The 17754-nt window shown below is 54.8% G+C and carries 17 protein-coding genes; 10 read left to right on the top strand and 7 right to left on the bottom strand.

Features of this window, described 5'->3' with window-relative positions:
• Positions 1–70 precede the first annotated feature (70 nt).
• The 3 genes from arsC to NNL38_RS03310 are packed head-to-tail and all read left to right on the top strand — an operon-like array spanning position 71 to position 1451.
• Positions 71–421, top strand: coding sequence for an arsenate reductase (glutaredoxin) (gene arsC, locus NNL38_RS03320; protein WP_255389634.1), 351 nt, complete (start codon positions 71–73; stop codon positions 419–421).
• Positions 421–1008 carry an NAD(P)H:quinone oxidoreductase gene (gene wrbA, locus NNL38_RS03315; protein ID WP_255389633.1) on the top strand — a complete coding sequence of 196 codons (588 nt, stop codon included), beginning with the start codon at positions 421–423 and terminating at the stop codon, positions 1006–1008. Before arsC ends, wrbA begins: the two co-directional genes overlap by 1 nt.
• A gap of 11 nt (positions 1009–1019) precedes the next feature.
• Positions 1020–1451 carry a DUF2069 domain-containing protein gene (locus NNL38_RS03310; RefSeq protein WP_255389632.1) on the top strand — a complete coding sequence of 144 codons (432 nt, stop codon included), beginning with the start codon at positions 1020–1022 and terminating at the stop codon, positions 1449–1451.
• Positions 1452–1570: 119 nt separating this feature from the next.
• Here NNL38_RS03310 and NNL38_RS03305 read toward each other — a convergent pair whose 3' ends face one another.
• Positions 1571–2740, bottom strand: coding sequence for a DUF2066 domain-containing protein (locus tag NNL38_RS03305; protein ID WP_255389631.1), 1170 nt, complete (start codon positions 2738–2740; stop codon positions 1571–1573).
• Between the two features lie 326 nt (positions 2741–3066).
• Between NNL38_RS03305 and NNL38_RS03300 the strand changes: the two genes are divergently transcribed.
• On the top strand, positions 3067–4317 hold the full coding sequence (locus tag NNL38_RS03300; protein WP_255389630.1) for a uracil-xanthine permease family protein: 1251 nt from the start codon (positions 3067–3069) through the stop codon (positions 4315–4317).
• A 316-nt stretch (positions 4318–4633) separates the two neighbouring features.
• Here the strand turns inward: NNL38_RS03300 and upp are convergent, their stop codons facing one another.
• Positions 4634–5260, bottom strand: a complete 627-nt coding sequence (gene upp / locus NNL38_RS03295; protein WP_255389629.1) for a uracil phosphoribosyltransferase — start codon at positions 5258–5260, stop codon at positions 4634–4636.
• Positions 5261–5456: 196 nt separating this feature from the next.
• Between upp and purM the strand changes: the two genes are divergently transcribed.
• A complete protein-coding gene (gene purM, locus NNL38_RS03290; RefSeq protein WP_255389628.1) occupies positions 5457–6497 on the top strand; it encodes a phosphoribosylformylglycinamidine cyclo-ligase in 1041 nt (346 codons plus the stop codon).
• Between the two features lie 3 nt (positions 6498–6500).
• On the top strand, positions 6501–7145 hold the full coding sequence (purN, locus tag NNL38_RS03285) for a phosphoribosylglycinamide formyltransferase (RefSeq protein WP_255389627.1): 645 nt from the start codon (positions 6501–6503) through the stop codon (positions 7143–7145).
• 126 nt (positions 7146–7271) lie between these two features.
• Here purN and NNL38_RS03280 read toward each other — a convergent pair whose 3' ends face one another.
• Positions 7272–8060, bottom strand: a complete 789-nt coding sequence (locus tag NNL38_RS03280) for a class II glutamine amidotransferase (protein WP_255389626.1) — start codon at positions 8058–8060, stop codon at positions 7272–7274.
• A gap of 43 nt (positions 8061–8103) precedes the next feature.
• Positions 8104–8685, bottom strand: a complete 582-nt coding sequence (gene lpcA, locus NNL38_RS03275) for a D-sedoheptulose 7-phosphate isomerase (protein ID WP_255390548.1) — start codon at positions 8683–8685, stop codon at positions 8104–8106.
• Positions 8686–9212: 527 nt separating this feature from the next.
• On the opposite strand from lpcA, the gene fadE reads away from it, so the two are divergent.
• Positions 9213–11663, top strand: a complete 2451-nt coding sequence (gene fadE / locus NNL38_RS03270) for an acyl-CoA dehydrogenase FadE (RefSeq protein ID WP_255389625.1) — start codon at positions 9213–9215, stop codon at positions 11661–11663.
• A 333-nt stretch (positions 11664–11996) separates the two neighbouring features.
• On the opposite strand, the gene NNL38_RS03265 is transcribed toward fadE, so the two are convergent.
• Entirely contained in the window at positions 11997–13238 is a 1242-nt protein-coding gene (locus NNL38_RS03265; RefSeq protein ID WP_255389624.1) for a TIGR03503 family protein, read from the bottom strand.
• Between the two features lie 7 nt (positions 13239–13245).
• A complete protein-coding gene (gene dnaQ / locus NNL38_RS03260) occupies positions 13246–13977 on the bottom strand; it encodes a DNA polymerase III subunit epsilon (protein ID WP_255389623.1) in 732 nt (243 codons plus the stop codon).
• A gap of 51 nt (positions 13978–14028) precedes the next feature.
• On the opposite strand from dnaQ, the gene rnhA reads away from it, so the two are divergent.
• The gene (rnhA, locus tag NNL38_RS03255) at positions 14029–14496 is read left to right on the top strand and encodes a ribonuclease HI (RefSeq protein WP_255390547.1); all 468 of its coding nucleotides are present in this window, start codon (positions 14029–14031) and stop codon (positions 14494–14496) included.
• Between the two features lie 22 nt (positions 14497–14518).
• On the opposite strand, the gene NNL38_RS03250 is transcribed toward rnhA, so the two are convergent.
• A complete protein-coding gene (locus NNL38_RS03250; protein ID WP_255389622.1) occupies positions 14519–15265 on the bottom strand; it encodes a class I SAM-dependent methyltransferase in 747 nt (248 codons plus the stop codon).
• 39 nt (positions 15266–15304) lie between these two features.
• Here NNL38_RS03250 and gloB point away from each other — a divergent pair, with 39 nt between their 5' ends.
• Together gloB and NNL38_RS03240 are read left to right on the top strand one after the other, a co-directional pair.
• Positions 15305–16063, top strand: coding sequence for a hydroxyacylglutathione hydrolase (gene gloB / locus NNL38_RS03245; RefSeq protein WP_255389621.1), 759 nt, complete (start codon positions 15305–15307; stop codon positions 16061–16063).
• Between the two features lie 71 nt (positions 16064–16134).
• Positions 16135–17724 (top strand): lytic transglycosylase, encoded by a 1590-nt coding sequence (locus NNL38_RS03240; protein WP_255389620.1) that lies wholly within the window; start codon positions 16135–16137, stop codon positions 17722–17724.
• Positions 17725–17754 lie beyond the last annotated feature (30 nt).

The following is a 17754-nucleotide window of genomic DNA, read 5'->3' as shown; positions in this document are numbered from 1 at the left end:
CCGCAACATTTATTTCCCATCCTGCTAACCCACCCGGGGCAGCAGGATGCATCTACCGACTGGAGAGCTCATGTCTGTTACTATTTACCATAATCCGCGCTGCTCAAAGAGCTGCCAGACCCTGGCATTACTGGAAGAGAAAGGGATCACCCCTGAGATTGTCAAATACCTGGAGCAGGCCCCGAATGTTGAGCAACTAAAAACCCTGCTCAGCCAGCTGGGCTATACTTCCGCCCGCGACATGATGCGGACTAAAGAAGCGCTTTACAAAGAGCTGGGCCTGGGCGAAACCAGCGTTACCGAAGCGCAGCTGTTCGAAGCCATGGCAGCCAACCCGAAGCTGATTGAGCGTCCGATCGTGGTGAATGGTGACAAGGCAGCCATGGGGCGCCCGCCTGAGCAAGTACTGGATATCCTGTAATGCATCAACTCCTGGTGCTTTACTACAGCCGCCACGGCAGTACCCGTCAGCTGGCCCGGCACATTGCCCGCGGCATTGAGCAGATCGACGGGTGCGAAGCCGTGCTGCGCACCGTGGCCGACATAGACAGCCAGGGATATACCGCGGGATCGCCAGCCGATGGCGACCCCTGCGTCACCCTCGACGACTTGAAAACCTGCGCCGGGCTCGCCATGGGGAGTCCGGTTCGTTTCGGCAACATGGCAGCACCGCTCAAACACTTCATCGACAGTACCAGTGCCCAGTGGCTCTCGGGAACGCTGATCGGCAAACCCGCCTGCGTCTTTACCGCCTCTTCATCCATGCACGGCGGCCAGGAAACCACGCTGCAATCGATGATGCTGCCCCTGCTCCACCACGGTATGCTGATTGTCGGGCTGCCCTATTCAGAACCGCGGCTCCATACGACCCGCTCTGGCGGAACACCGTATGGCGCTTCGCACCTGAATCACGCGCCCCACCACGGACTGGATCAAGATGAAACAGCCCTGGCGCAGGCGCTGGGCAAACGCCTGGCTGAAACCGCCAAAAAGCTGCATCCGGCATAAAAGGATCAACCATGACACCGATGAGCCCTTCGACGCAAAACCTGCGTTACTTCGCACTCACCGCCAACCTGTCGCTGATCCTCTGGGTCGGCTTGTGGCAAAGTGTGATTTCTCCGCATCCGCACCTCAATAACCTGGTCGTCGCCGGAATGTGGATCCTGCCGATGCTGTTTCCGCTCAAGGGGATTTTAGAAGGCCGGCCCTATACCCACGCCTGGGCTAACTTCATCCTCATGTTCTATTTCCTCCACGGCCTGACCATTTTGTGGATTGATGAAGGAGAACGCCTGCTGGCCTTGATAGAGCTGGGCATTACCGCTGCTGCGTTTATCGCCAACATCCTGTTTGCCCGTCACCGTGGCCGGGAGCTGGGCATCAAGCTCAAAAGGCTGTCTCAGGTCGAGAAAGAAGAGCGGGAAGCACACGAAAAGAAAGAGAAATAAAAGATGAGATGTTCACGGGACAGCACCGTGAACACGCCCGATAAAAAACCGGCAGCCCTGAGGTTGCCGGTTTTTTGTTTTCTCGTTCGAGCCAGCCAGGCGCTGATGTCCAGACTCGATTATGGCGACCAGTAAAACTGATTGGTTTCAGTCCGGGGCTGCATCAGGGTCGCTGACACATCGACCGCATCCGGATCAACCGTGGTCTCAGCTTCGACACCAGCATAAAGCACCTGTAACTTTTCTTCTGGCGACATCGCTTCCGCAGGCTGCGGCATGTCCGGGACCACACGGCTCAGGCGCTGATCTCGTCCCAACTCCTGATAAAACGCAGTTTCCGAGCTCAGTAAATTCACCGCAAAGGTAACGGTATCGCCTTGGAGCCGGCTGGCATTCACCGATGCCACCGAAGTGAGGTTCGTCAACAAGCGCTCCAGGGCAAAGAAATCTTCTGTGGTGCGAATATTGGCGACTTCAATCGCAAATGCATCACTGGCCGCGCCGCCCAGTGGTACGGCATATTTGGCAGCCAGTCTATCGGCCACCTGATCCATCATCTGGGTCAGCGCGTCGGCAGGAGTGCCCGACGCCCGGCCTTCCGCCGGCATCGTTTGCGAGCTGGTCAGTTGCTCCGGCGAATCCGCAAACAGTTGCCAGCCAAGCTGCGCACTATCGGCGCCGGATTGACGCAAACGAACCACCAGCACGGCATCCGGCTGATAACGGGCACTGGCACCGGCAATCGGCTGGATAAAACCGCCCCACAGATCCGGAATATTAATCGCGGTGATATCTTCAAAATCACCAATCGGCATCATCACTGGAACCCCCCGCTGATCGGCCGCCCGTTTCAGCTGGGTTGTCAGGACACTGCCGGACTGATCCCAGACGATATCCCGGTTACGGTTGGCATCTTTCACCAGCCATACCAGCACGCTCGGTCGCTCTTCCCGCCACAATGTTGCGTTCGCCTGGGTCAGCAGGTTGCGGATTTGGCCCCGATCAAACGCCAGCGACAGGGTTTGCTGGCCATCCCGGCTGCCGTAACCAAATTGGCTGACATAAGCGCGGCTGTTCGCCATCGCTTTTTGGATCACCTCATTCTCGGTGATCGCACTTTGACCGGACACTTTGACCAGCACCTGCGCCAGCGCCGCTTCACGCGCTTTCGTTTCAGACGCCCGATCGGTATCGGGCAACACCACTTCTGCCTGATACAAATTGGTCACCGTCGCAGCTTTCAGCGGCCAGGCCAGGAAGGCACACAGGAGTAGAGCAATACGCAACATTAGAAGACTCATATCATCATTGACTTAATGCCCGATCATAGAATGAACCCGGCCATATCGGCAACTGCTTCAGCCATAAAATCCCCCGCAGGACGTACGCTTTTTTTCCATCGCCTATCCCGAACCGCCCGTCAGGAACCTTTTTGCCCCGAATTTGCAATGGAGCACCATGCAATAAAATGTAACAGAGTCGAAAAAAGGTGACTTATATTGAATTATTCGACATCCCTGGTGGCCAAGTGGTTTTATCCGGCCCGACAAATGGGCAAACGATTACATCCGTGCTAGCATTCCGCGATTTTTTTTCAGACAGGGTGGAAACAACAATGATGCAGGTTGTACAGGGCGCTCAAATGCTGTTTGTCGCATTTGGTGCATTGGTTCTGGTACCGCTTTTAACCGGGCTGGATCCGAGTGTGGCGCTATTTGGCGCCGGGATTGGTACCCTCCTCTTTCAATTTATCACCAAACGCTCCGTTCCCATCTTTCTCGCTTCCTCTTTTGCGTTTATCGCTCCAATCATGTACGGCGTCCAAACCTGGGGCATTGCAGGAACCATGAGCGGCCTGATGGCTGCCGGGGTGGTCTACGTCCTGATGAGCGCCGTCATTAAGGTTCGTGGGGTGGCGATTATTCATAAGCTGCTGCCACCTGTGGTGGTGGGTCCGGTCATCATGGTGATTGGCCTGGGCTTGGCGCCGGTCGCAGTGAATATGGCGCTCGGCAAAACGGGTGACGGTGCCGTGCAGCTAATCGATGCCGATGCCGCGCTGTGGATCTCAAGCATCGCTTTGCTGGTGACGATTGGCCTGAGCGTTTTTGCCAAAGGGTTCTTCAAACTGGTGCCGATTATGGGCGGGATTCTTGCCGGTTACGCCACCAGCCTGTTCTTCGGTGTGGTCGATTTCACCCCGGTGGCCGAGGCCAGCTGGCTCGCTCTGCCGAACTTTACGTACCCGGAATTTAACATCAACGCCATCCTGTTTATGATCCCGGTCGCCATTGCCCCGGCGGTTGAGCATGTCGGCGATATGCTGGCCATCTCCAACGTAACCGGAAAAGACTACCTGAAAAAGCCGGGGCTGCACCGGACCATGGCCGGTGACGGCGTCGCAACCATGGCCGCTTCGCTATTTGGTGCGCCACCGAACACCACTTATTCTGAAGTCACTGGCGCGGTGATGCTGACCAAAGCCTTCAACCCAATCATTATGACCTGGGGAGCGGTGACGGCGTTGGTGCTGGCCTTCGTCGGTAAACTGGGCGCCTCCCTGCAAACCATCCCGGTGCCGGTGATGGGCGGAATCATGATCCTGCTGTTCGGCTCGATTGCCACCGTTGGCCTCAATACCCTGATCAAAAATCAGGTCGACCTGCACAAGGCGCGCAACTTAGTCATTGTCGCCGTGACTCTGGTGTTCGGCATTGGCGGGATGGCATTCGGCATCGGCGAGTTCAGCCTGCAAGGCGTGAGCTTGTGCGGGATCGTGGCAATCGTGCTTAACCTGATCCTGCCCGATGATCTGGGCGAGAGTCACGTGGTCGACAACGCGCAAATGGAAGAAACACCGCGTTAATTTCAACCACAGCGCCAGTACGGTCCCCCAAAACGCAGAAGCCAGGCTTCTGCGTTTTTATCTCACAGAAAACCGCTTGGAATATTATACCAATCGCAGTAAATAAAGGGTCATCCTAGCTTGTTAAAATGCTCGATAACTGCGTTAGAATTTTTGATTGTAGAATAACTACTTATCTAAAAATTCTGCCTTGTTCTCAAACATTTTTCCGACGCTATTTTTGATCACTTACTTACTTTGATTAGTATTACAAATCAAACTGACGGGCATGAAAAAACCGGGCTGCGCCCGGTTCTCGTTTGTCGTGCGTTGAAGCTTATTTGGTCCCGAAGATTTTATCACCGGCATCGCCCAGACCCGGAACGATGTAGCCCTTGTCATTGAGCTTCTGATCAATCGCTGCCGTGTAAAGCTCAACATCCGGGTGCGCTTTTTCCAGTGCCGCCACCCCTTCCGGCGCCGCAACCAGTACCAGTACTTTGATTGACTTACAGCCATGCTCTTTCAGCAAATCTATTGTCGCAATCATTGAGCCACCGGTGGCCAGCATCGGGTCAACGACCAGCGCCATCCGCTCGTCAATGTTCGAAGCCAGCTTATGGAAATACGGTACCGGCTCCAGCGTTTCCTCGTCACGGTAGATACCGACGGTCGAGATACGGGCGCTTGGCATATGCTCCAGCACACCATCCATCATCCCCAGACCGGCACGCAGGATTGGTACCACGGTTACTTTCTTACCTTTGATCTGGTCGATCTCAACTTGACCGTTCCAACCTGCAATAGTAACCTTTTCGGTTTCGAAGTCTGAAGTCGCTTCATAAGTCAGCAGGCTACCAACTTCCGTCGCCAATTCACGGAAACGTTTCGTGCTGATGTCACCTTCGCGCATAAGACCAATCTTATGTTTAACCAGGGGGTGGTTTACTTCAACGACTTTCATGTCTGGCTCCTAAGCAAGAAATTTTTCAAAAAATCGCACCATTATACACTAGACTACATCACGTCGTGTAGGGGTATGCATTTCATTTGCTCAGGAATCACCCAGATGAATTTATTGACGCAAACGTTTTCCTTTCTTCTCTGACTGCTGTTATCATAGCCCCGCTTTTTTACTTAAATGCGATGAGGGATCTCTTGTGAGCGGCAACAACTCTTCTCTTAGTTACAAAGATGCTGGTGTGGATATTGATGCGGGCAATGCTTTAGTTGATCGTATTAAAGGGGTTGTCAAACGCACCCACCGCCCGGAAGTGATGGGCGGCATCGGAGGATTCGGAGCGCTCTGCTCACTGCCAACCAAGTACAAAGAGCCAGTTCTGGTCTCCGGTACCGACGGGGTTGGAACCAAACTTCGCCTGGCGATGGATTTGAACAAACATGACACCATTGGTATCGACTTGGTCGCGATGTGTGTCAATGACCTGATTGTTCAGGGCGCCGAGCCGCTATTCTTCCTAGATTACTACGCCACCGGCAAACTGGATGTCGACACCGCTGCGGATGTGGTTGCCGGGATCGGTGAGGGCTGCCTGCAATCAGGCTGCGCCCTGATTGGCGGAGAAACCGCAGAAATGCCGGGAATGTATCATGGCGAAGACTATGACGTCGCAGGCTTTTGCGTCGGCGTAGTCGAAAAAGCCGAGATCATCGACGGCAGTAAAGTCCAGGCCGGTGATGCCCTGATTGCTGTCGCCTCCAGCGGCCCGCACTCGAACGGCTTCTCGCTGATCCGCAAGATCCTTGAAGTCTCGCAAGCTGACCTGAACCAGGCGCTGGAAGGCAAGCCTCTGGCTGAACACCTGCTGGAACCGACCAAGATTTATGTGAAATCGACCCTGAAAATGATGGAAAGCTGCGATGTCCACGCGATTTCCCACATTACCGGCGGCGGTTTCTGGGAAAACATCCCGCGTGTGCTGCCTCAGGGCACCAAGGCTGTAGTTGACGGCAACAGCTGGGCATGGCCTGCGGTATTTAACTGGCTCCAGCAAGCCGGGAATGTTGACACTTACGAGATGTACCGCACCTTCAACTGTGGTGTCGGGTTAGTCATTGCTCTGCCTCAAGCCCAGGCGCAACAGGCGATTGATATCCTGAATGCCGAAGGGGAAAACGCCTGGCTGCTGGGTGAAATCGCCGCTGCGGCTGCCGATGAAGAGCAAGTGGAGATCAAGTAACCGATGAAAAACATCGTTGTCCTGATCTCCGGTAGCGGCTCCAACCTCCAGGCACTGATCGATGCCTGTGCCGATGGCCGCCTCCCGAATGCCCGGATCGCGGCAGTGCTGTCGAACAAAGCGGATGCCTACGGCTTGGAGCGTGCGCGCCAGGCCGGGATCGAGACCGTCCACCTCTCGGCAGCTGAGTTCAGCTGCCGGGACAGTTATGACCGCGCTATGGCCGAACGGATGGATGCCTTTGACCCGGATCTGGTGATCCTGGCTGGCTTCATGCGTATCCTCAGCGATGACTTCGTCCGTCACTACCGCGGCCGGATGCTCAACATCCACCCGTCACTGCTACCGAAGTATCCGGGACTGCACACCCACCAACGTGCGATTGATGCTGGCGATCAGGAGCATGGCACCAGCGTCCACTTTGTTACGGAAGAGCTCGATGGCGGACCGGTGATCCTGCAGGCCAAAGTGCCGATTTTCGCTGATGACAGCGCCGAAGAAGTCATGGCCCGGGTGCAGCAACAAGAGCACCGTATCTACCCGTTGGTCACCCGCTGGTTTATCGAAGGACGACTAAGCATGCTCGATGAGCACGCAATACTCGACGGTGAGATCCTGCCGCCGACCGGTTATGCCACAGACGAGTAATCCCGTTTACTCTATACAGCTTGTATCAGTGGCCCGATTAAAAAACGCGACCCCAGGGTCGCGTTTTTTATACTGTGTCATTCCACCACGACTACTTCGAACCGCAATGCTGTCAACGTGCAAGCGCTAGTCTGATTCGACCGTGCGACAGTAGATCTGCTCACCAAAGTAAAACACATTGAGCTCACCCGACTGCATCTTGTGCCAGTTCTCATCATTGGTCAGCGGCTGCGTCGCGATCACCGTCACCACATCATTGGGTGTGGTTTCTTGCTGAAAATCGATCGTAACATCTTCATCAATCAGCGAGGCCCGGCCAAAAGGTGCCCGGCGCGTGATCCAGTGCAGGTTGTTGGTACAATAGGTCAGCACAAATTCACCATTGCTGACCAGCATGTTATACACCCCGAGCTGGCGCAGCTGATCACAACAGGTAGCGACAAACTCGTAAACCGGCTCCAGTCGCTCCGGCTTGTCCGGAAACCGTGCTTCAAGCTGATTGAGCAACCAGCAGAAAGCAATTTCACTGTCGGTATCCCCAACTGCCTTAAAGCGTCCGGTATCAAGCGTATCATAGCCGGTCAGCTGGCCATTATGGGCAAACGTCCAATATTGGCCCCACAACTCGCGGGTAAAAGGGTGGGTATTTTCCAGGCTGACGCCACCGCGGTTCGCCTGCCGTATATGACTGACGACCGCGCAGCTTTTAATCGGGTATTCCTGCACCAGTTCAGCAATTCGCGAACGACAACTGGGATTGGGATCTTTAAAAGTGCGGAAGCCCCGCCCTTCATAAAAGGTGATCCCCCACCCGTCCTGGTGCGGGCCGGTTTTACCGCCCCGCTGCATCAGCCCGGTAAAGCTGAAACAAATATCCGTCGGCACATTGGCACTCATGCCAAGTAGCTCACACATAGTCCTTTATACTCTCATTCATAGGCCGTCACGAGGGCCGGCATTACGCCTCAGCCATCTCTTTCTCAACCAACATAATTAAAATATGGATAATTTTAATATGAACTTCCTGAATGCGATCCGCAAAGCCAAAATGAGGCACCCGGATTTCGACATCCGCCAGGCCGGCCATCTGACCGCCATCTTTCCCGGTCAGGGCAATGGTTTTCATACCTTTGACCTTGGCAGCTTCAATCGCTTTCAGGATATTACCGGAGTTCCCTGATGTAGACAGGCCGAACAGCACATCCCCGGCAGCGCCAACAGCTTCCAGATAACGAGAAAAGACGTGATCGTAGCCGAAGTCATTACTCACACAAGACAGGTGGCTTGGATCAGATATCGCAATCCCCGGATAGCCCGGACGGTTTTCCCGGTAACGACCCGTCAGTTCTTCCGCAAAGTGCATCGCATCGCAGTGTGAGCCGCCGTTGCCACAGGACAAGACTTTCCCCCCCTGCTTAAACGAGGCAGCCAGCAGCTTCGCTGCCGCTTCGATATCGGCAATGTTCTTGTCGTCGCTCAGAAAACGATTCAGTACGTCAGCAGCTTCGGTCAGCTCTGCACGGATCAGGTCTTGGTACATAGGCTCATCTCTATTATTCATTTACGGTTCTCAGTCCCGCTCCGGCAAGCTTTCCGCCAGCTCAGAGACTTAGTACGCCCTGCCTGCAGTTTACATAGAAACGGCGGAAGGTGTCGACTCCTGAGGCGCCACATTGTGACGCTTTGGGGTCAAATGCTCACGTAATAACTGTGATGAGGCGTATCACTGAATATGACCCGGCATGAAAGTGCCCATGCCAGGTCGGTTTTCGCTCAATCTTGGCTACTGGGCCAAAAAAGCGTGAAGTGAGTCACAGGAATTAACCATATTCATTATATGAGTTATTTCCGCAACCTCATTTTTTGTACTGGATAATCTGGTGCAATCCCTGATGCCACAAGGGGTGCCGCGTCACCCGGCCATAACAGCCGACTTTCAGAACAGAAAATTATTTTACATTTCCTTAAAAAACACCTTACACTTACCCCAAGTGGTAAGACCTCTTACCTTGCATAAAACGTACCCAAAGAACAATAACACTCAAGCCCCCGATAAGGAGAATCATCATGGTGACACTCGTGTACCTGCTAGGGCTCATTGGTCTCACAGGTGTGCTCGCCTACCATCGAGCCAACCTCAAAACCTTTACAATCACCCTGGCAGTCGCATTGGCACTGGGCTCCCTGCTGGACATTGTCGGCCAGTACAGCTGGCTGGTGTTCGTCCTGGTTGCACTGCCGCTGAATCTCATCTCCGTACGCAGAAACCTGTTGAGTAAACCGGCCCTGAAAGCATTCAAGAGCGTGATGCCGGAAATGTCCCGCACCGAGAAGGAAGCCATCGATGCCGGGACCGTGTGGTGGGAAGCGGATCTGTTTCGCGGCGCGCCAAACTGGAACAAGCTACATGATATCCCGGCACCACGCCTGAGCGCGGAAGAAAAAGCCTTCCTCGACGGCCCGGTCAATGAAGTATGCCGCATGGTCAACGACTACCAGGTGACGCACGAGCTGGCTGATCTACCGCCGGAAGTATGGCAATACCTCAAAGAACACAAGTTCTTCGCCATGATCATCAAGAAAGAGTATGGCGGACTGGAATTCTCTGCCTACGCCCAGTCCCTGGTGCTGCAAAAGCTGACCGGGGTGTCTGGTGTGCTGTCTTCAACCGTCGGCGTGCCGAACTCACTCGGCCCGGGAGAGCTGCTGCAGCACTACGGCACCCAAGCGCAAAAAGATCATTACCTGCCTCGCCTGGCCGAAGGGAAAGAGATCCCTTGCTTTGCCCTGACCAGCCCGGAAGCTGGCTCCGATGCCGGCTCAATCCCGGATTTCGGGATCGTGAAAAAAGGCCTCTGGCAAGGCGAAGAAGTGCTGGGGATGGAGCTGACCTGGAACAAGCGCTATATCACCCTGGCCCCGGTTGCCACTGTGCTGGGTCTGGCGTTTAAGCTGTCCGATCCGGATCACCTGCTGGGTGATGAAGAAGAACTGGGGATCACCTGTGCGCTGATCCCGACCGATATCGACGGCGTGGAAATTGGCCGCCGCCACTTCCCGCTCAACGTGCCGTTCCAAAACGGTCCGACCAAGGGCGAGAAAGTCTTTGTCCCGATTGACTACATCATCGGTGGCCAGGAAATGGCCGGTCAGGGCTGGCGGATGCTGGTTGAATGTCTGTCGGTGGGCCGCGGGATCACCCTGCCGTCCAACTCAACCGGTGGGCTGAAAACCGCGGCGATGGCAACCGGTGCCTATGCCCGGATCCGCCGCCAGTTCAAACTACCGATCGGTAAAATGGAAGGGATTGAAGAGCCGTTGGCACGCATTGCAGGCAATGCCTATGTCATGGATGCAGCCAGTAGCCTGACCGTGTCAGGCATTGATCTGGGAGAGAAACCTTCGGTGATCTCTGCCATTGTCAAATACCACTGCACCCACCGCAGCCAACGCAGCGTGATCGATGCGATGGATATCGTCGGGGGCAAAGGGATCTGCATGGGGCCAAGCAACTTCCTGGCCCGCGGCTACCAGGGTGCGCCGATTGCCGTCACCGTTGAAGGCGCCAACATCCTGACCCGTTCGATGATCATCTTTGGTCAGGGCGCAATCCGCTGCCATCCTTACGTTCTGGAAGAGATGGACGCGGCCTACCAGGAAGATACCAACCAGGCACTGAACGGCTTTGACAATGCCCTGTTCGGCCATGTCGGCTTTGTGATCAGCAATATGGTTCGCTCATTCTGGCTGGGCCTGACGGATGGCCGCGGCTCTAAGGCACCGCGCAAAGATGCCACCGCCCACTACTACCAGCAACTGAACCGTTACAGTGCCAACCTGGCGCTGCTGGCTGATATTTCCATGGCGGTTCTGGGTGGCTCGCTGAAGCGAAAAGAGCGCCTCTCAGCCCGCCTGGGGGACGTCCTGAGCCAGCTGTACCTGTCTTCGGCAACCCTCAAGCGTTACGTTGATGAAGGCTGCAAGCAAGAAGATCTGCCGCTGGTTCACTGGGGCCTGCAAGACTCGCTGTACCAGACCCAGGTGGCGCTGGACGAGTTCCTGCGAAACTTCCCGAACCGTCCGATTGCGGCACTGCTGCGTGCGGTGATCTTCCCAAGGGGCCTTGGCCGTGTGAAACCGTCAGACAAGCTGGACCACCAGCTGGCACGAATCATCCAGACCCCGAGCGAAACCCGCTCCCGGATCGGCCGAGGCCAGTTCCTGGAAGCTTGTGATAACAATGCGGTAGGCATGATTGAGGAAACACTGAAGGATATTCTTGCTGCCGAGCCGATCTATGACCGTATCTGTCAGGCGGCCGGTAAGAAATACCCGTTCATGCAGTTAGATAGAATTGCCGCCATCGGCCTGGAACTCAACGCCATCAATGAAGCTGAGGCCGAGCTGATGCGCCGGGCTGAAGAAGGACGCCTGCGCACTATCAACGTCGATGACTTTGACTCCGATGAGCTGGCAGCCAAAGCATATCAGACCGAAAAGAGTAACATCGCCGCCTGAGCCCCTGACTCAGCCCTTTAGCGGCGCCTCTTGATACCACGTAAAAGGGAAGCAATCCATGCTTCCCTTTTTTATTGGCTCTCTTTTAGATGGGTCCATGAAACTCGCTCAACTACTGGCCATGATCTTACGGCATCAGCCCCCGGCTTCATCCCCATCGACTCCGTCGATAGCCGACGGTTCATGAATGCTTATCCCCAAGCCCCTAACCGAGACTGACGTAATATACAGCCCACATGACAGGCCCGCATACCCATACAGCCAAAGCAGCAGCGAGGTCTGCACGCAACCAACCACGACGGCGATTAATTCAGATGAATATCAAAGATGAAATTAAGCAGCCGGCACTACCAGCGAGTCTTCTTCCAGCGCTTTTTTTATTTTCCGTTTGCGCCACAAAAAGACCACCGCAACCACCAGCACGACAATGAGCAAGTTTGCCCCGAGAATCACCTTCATCGCTTTTTCCCGGGCCGCCTGTTTTTCGGCGGCCAGCTTCAGCAGTTCTTCTTGCTTGGCCCTGGCTTCCTGCTGGGCCCGGAAGTCTTCCAGGTTACGATCGAGCTGCAACTCGGCCATCACCGCAAAATTAGTTTCCGGCAGCTGGAAAATCAACTCGCGATCATTGAAGTTATCGGTGCCGTACAGCCAGCCCGACCAGGAATAGCGGCCCGGCGCTTCACCGTTGGGCAAGCGGACAGTCAGACCGTCTTCATCCGGCATCGCGTGCTGCTGGCTGATGCGCATTTTTCCTTCCGGGTTTTTCTGCACGATATGCGCTGCCAGAGAGCCCGGCTTCAATGCCCCGGCTTCGGTCTCCACCACCACCTGATGGGATTCATTGCGCCCCCGCCCCTGAATAAAGCTGGCCGTCATCGGGGTCGGGTACACCAGCACCTCCTGCTCGACGGTGCGCAGAAAAATTCCGTTGCCGGACGTGATCCTGACCCGGTATTTTCCCGGCTGAACCGTGATCGGCATCGCCACGGTAAATACGCCATCGCCGGGCACCTCATCGTAGTTGTGGCCATCGTCAGCGAACTCACCCAGCGGGATGGGGCTGGGCCAGGCCTCCCGGGGTAAGTCTTCACTGCCTTCGATATATTCGTAAAACACCACCGACATTTTTACCCGGTCAAGAAAGTCCCGGTTGTGCAGCGGTTGGCCGCTTTCAAAAAGTCGCGCGGTAAATTTCAGGGTTTCAGACTGATAAAGCCGGGCGGGCATATCAGCCACTTCCAGCTCCAGATTCGAGAGGACGATAATCTTATTTGTCGGGGTCACCTGCCCGACCGCCTGCCATGGCCCGGGCATCGGTTTTTCAATCGAGATGATGTCCATCCCCGGCTCTTCATACCAGGAAACATGCTTGGGATGGCGCACCGAGTAATACTTCTTGCCATCCGGCCGCACCAGGACAATTGGCTGGCTGTTCTCAGCCCGCTTGACCATAAAGGAGGCCTGTTCCACCGAAGGATCAATGCGAAAGCGGTTATCCAGCCACGACATCACCGTACTGTCTTTTGCCCAAGACAGTACAGGGAACAACAACCCGATGAGTAATAACCGCCGCATAAAACCTCTACTGACGCCACATCGGGGCGCCACCACTTTTTTCAATCAAATCCAAACGCGCTTCATGCGCTTGTATTTCATCGGCCGATGGTCGGATGATCTTTAGCGATTTTCTTCCCGAAGCCAGGCGCCGGATGGCATTTTCGGCACCCGCATCACTTTCTTCCTCGCCTGAGCTCAGGGCTAGTGATGTCTGGCCACCGGTCATCATCAGATAGACATCGGCCAGGATCTCGGCATCGAGCAAAGCGCCGTGGAGCGTTCGGTGTGAGTTATCTATGCCGTAACGGGAACACAGGACGTCGAGGTTATTCCGTTTTCCCGGGAACAGCCGCTTGGCCATCTCCAGAGTATCGGTGATTTTGCAGAAATCTTCGGTCTTGCCAATTCCCCGGTTCAGCTTGCCGAATTCATAATCCATGAAGCCGATATCGAAGGGCGCGTTATGGGCAACCAGCTCTGCACCGCGAATGAAATCCATAAACTCATCATGGATCTCGGCATAGGTCGGCTTGTCCTGCAAAAATTCATCAGTGATACCGTGGACGTCTACGGCTTCAGCATCAATGGCGCGATCCGGCTTGATGTAGACGTGGAAGCTGTTTCCGGTCAGCTTACGGTTGATAATTTCAACCGCGCCGATTTCGATAATACAGTGCCCCTCGTAATGGGGGCCGGTCATATTCATACCGGTTGTTTCGGTATCGAAGACAATAATGCGGTCGTTAGTAGCTTTCATAGTATCGATTGTGTCAGACTAAAGTTTTTCTTAATGCGAATACTACCAAAGATGACGAAGCAGGTAGAAATTTTCACCGACGGCTCCTGCCTCGGCAACCCAGGTCCCGGCGGCTACGGCACCGTTTTACGCTATAAACAGCATGAAAAAGAACTCAGCGAAGGCTTTTTCCTGACCACCAACAACCGGATGGAGCTGCTGGCCGCCATTGTCGGCCTCGCCAGCCTGAAAGAATCCTGCCAGGTTGATCTCACCACCGACAGCCAGTATGTCCGCCAGGGGATCACCCAGTGGATCCATAACTGGAAGAAGCGCGGCTGGAAAACCGCCGACAAGAAGCCGGTGAAAAATGCCGATCTCTGGCAGCGCCTGGACACCGAAACCCAACGCCACCAAGTCACCTGGCACTGGGTCAAAGGCCATGCCGGCCACCCGGAAAACGAACGGTGTGATGAGCTGGCCCGGACGGCGGCAGAATCGCCGACCCAAGAAGATGAGGGCTATCAGGCCACAGCCTGAGCCCTGCTCAGCGAAGGCGTGATTATTGACTCTGGGTATTCTGACTCGCTTTGGTCCGGCAGTTCAGTCCCAGCGGGGTCAGCTGTCGGCGGAGCTTCCAGGTCGGCTTGATGGGCTTGAGCGGAAAGGTCCGCTTGCGGGCGACAATCAGATACAGGCTCCCGAGCGATGAAAAATTCTCAGACAGCAGGCTCTCCGCCCAGGCCGAGCACGCCTGGTGCCGGGTCGCCGGCAGGACCGCGAAGTTTTCATGGAACACCACTTCATAATTCAGCACGCCCAGCCAGTCCTTGACCCGCATCGGCATAAACATCCGACCTTTCCACGGAAAGCGTTTGCGATTCCAGGGCAGCAACCCGCGCACCCCGAGCCAGCTGAGCGGATTCGAGCCACTGAGCAGCAGATAGCCATCGTCTACCATCACCCGGTCTATCTCACGCAGCAAGCGGTGCGGATCCGGGCAATAATCAAATTGATGGGCAATCACACAAGCATCAAAGGACTTTTCAACAAAAGGCAACGCTTGGTGATCGGCGATCACATTATGAAGCGGATTGAACTTATCGATGCAAATCTGATGCTGAATGTTACAATGGCCGCTGGCAAGTTCGCAGCTTAACCCGCCCAGCTTGAGCATATGGTAGCCAAACAGTTTCGGCCACCATTCATCAAGCTGCGCCTGAAGCAGCTCGGCTGCCCATTCACCATTGGCAACCTGTGACCAGGAGTATGGGGGGTCTATCTCTGCGAGTATTCGGGCTGGCTTCATACGTTATCGCTCAACACCTTCAAGGCTGGAGACAATTTCATGCTTACAGTAAAAAGCATACCTGCATTTAATGACAATTACATCTGGCTGATTCACAGTCCGGACAATCACTGCGTGCTGGTCGATCCCGGAGATGCAGCCCCGGTCATCAAAGTGTTAGAGCAAGAGCAGCTGATCCTGGATGCGATTCTGGTGACTCACCACCACCACGACCACATCGGCGGGATCAGCGAACTGAAACGCCACTACCCAAAAGCCAATATTGTCGCCCCGGTCAACGAACCGATTCCGGGCGCTTCGCAAACCGTGAATGACGGCGACCAGGTCGAAATTTTCGGCGAGCGCTTCATGGTACTGGGCGTGCCGGGTCACACCAGCGGTCATGTTGCCTATGTCGGTGATGGCAAGCTCTTCTGCGGCGATACCCTGTTCTCTGCCGGCTGTGGGCGACTGTTTGAAGGCACACCGGAACAAATGTATCTGTCGCTGCAAAAACTGGCGGCACTGCCGGAGGAAACCGAAGTCTACTGCGCTCATGAATATACCAGCAGTAACCTGGCTTTCGCGCTGGTTGCCGAGCAGGATAATCCGCACCTGCAGCGCTACCGGGAAACGGTTAGCCGCTTGCGCGCTCATGGCATCAGTACGATTCCATCCACCTTGCGCCAAGAAAAACTGATCAATCCATTTTTGCGTTGCGATCAGGCCAGTATCAAAAAATCTGTTGCAGATAAAGCATTTGACGACAGCGATCTGGAAACGTTCGCCGCACTGCGCCGCTGGAAGGACGATTTTTGAACCTGCATCACTTGTAACCAAGGTGGCTGGACAAGTATCATCTCCAACTATTTTGGCTATAGGCAGGTTCCATGAAGTCCCGATTTTTTGTAGCAAGCGCGCTATTACTGGCTGGTTGCCAAATTTTAAATACGACAAATACAGTAGAAGAGCAAACCAACAGCAAAAACAATAACGAGCCCCCTGCCCCAGTGCAGGCGCCGCTCACACCAACACCACAACCCACAATCACCAAGAGTCCGCCTGTCGCAGTCAAGCCGCCGGCCAAAGTACCCACGCCTCAGGAGCAAGAAGATCTCTGGCGGCGGATCACCATGCAGATCACCACGGCGATCCCGGATAACAAACAGGTTCGCCACTATCGGAATTGGTATCTTCGCTACCCGGGTCACCTGAAAACCGTTGCCAATCGTGCTGAACCTTTCCTGTTCTACATCACAGAAGAAGTCGAAAAGCGTAATCTGCCCCTTGAGCTCGCGCTGCTGCCGATTGTCGAAAGCTCATTTGATCAATTCGCCTACTCCCATGGCCGGGCTGCCGGACTTTGGCAGATCATCCCCGATACCGGCCGACGCTTTGGACTGCAACAGAACTGGTGGTATGACGGCCGTCGTGATGTTGTGGCCTCAACCGAAGCTGCACTGGATTTATTGGAATATCTCCACCGCAAGTTTGATGGTAACTGGCTCCATGCCCTGGCTGCCTACAACACCGGTGAAGGCCGGGTTTTCCGCGCCATTCGTAAAAACAAGCGCGCCGGAAAGCCGACCGACTTCTGGTCACTGGATCTGCCGAAAGAAACCAGCGGTTATGTACCAAAACTGCTGGCCGTTGCCGATGTGATCCGCAACCAGAACAAATATGGAATTGAAATCCCGGCGATTGCCAACAAGCCGGCAGTGAAACTGATCAAGCCTGAGACGCAGATGGATCTGGCCATGGCAGCCAAATACGCAGGGCTGAAACTGAGTGAGCTGCAAAGTCTGAACCCGGCCTATAACCACTGGGCCACCGCCCCAGACGGCCCGAACCATCTGCTGCTACCCATCAATCATGTCGAACAGTTCCAGACCAACTTTGTCAGTAACGGCAAGCAAGGGATGAAAGTCGTTCGTTATCGTGTGAAAAACGGCGATACGCTCAGTGTACTGGCACAGAAACACCAGACCACCACCAAGCTGATCCAGCGGGCCAACAACATGACGGGTACCAACATCCGTGTCGGTCGTCACCTGCTCATTCCGGTTGCAATGGCTGACGATGGCCAACTCCTGGCGAACCGACTCGCTACTCGTAACCGAAATGCCCATGGCAACGGATATCGGGTGACCTACACGGTCAAACCGGGCGACAGTCTGTGGACCATCGCCCGCAGCCAGAAGGTCAAGATTGATCAAATCACCAAATGGAATGGGATCCGCAAGAACAAACCACTCCGTGCCGGCCAGAAACTAACATTGTGGAAAGACAGTAAATCCGGGGCGGTGATCCGTACGGTGTACTATAAAGTTCGCTCTGGCGACAACCTGAGCGCCATTGCCCAGCGCTATAAAGTCAAAGTCTCTGATGTGGTGAAATGGAACCAGATCCAGGGCCAGAAGTATCTGAAGCCGGGACAAAAACTGAAGCTGTACATTGATGTGACCAAGGTCAGCGCTTAATCGCTTCCATCTCGCCCTATAGCCCAACAA

This window comes from Photobacterium atrarenae, from assembly GCF_024380015.1.
Classification (GTDB): Bacteria; Pseudomonadota; Gammaproteobacteria; order Enterobacterales; family Vibrionaceae; genus Photobacterium; species Photobacterium atrarenae.
Note: the sequence above shows the minus strand (reverse complement) of the source record. Positions and strands in the feature narration are given on the sequence as shown.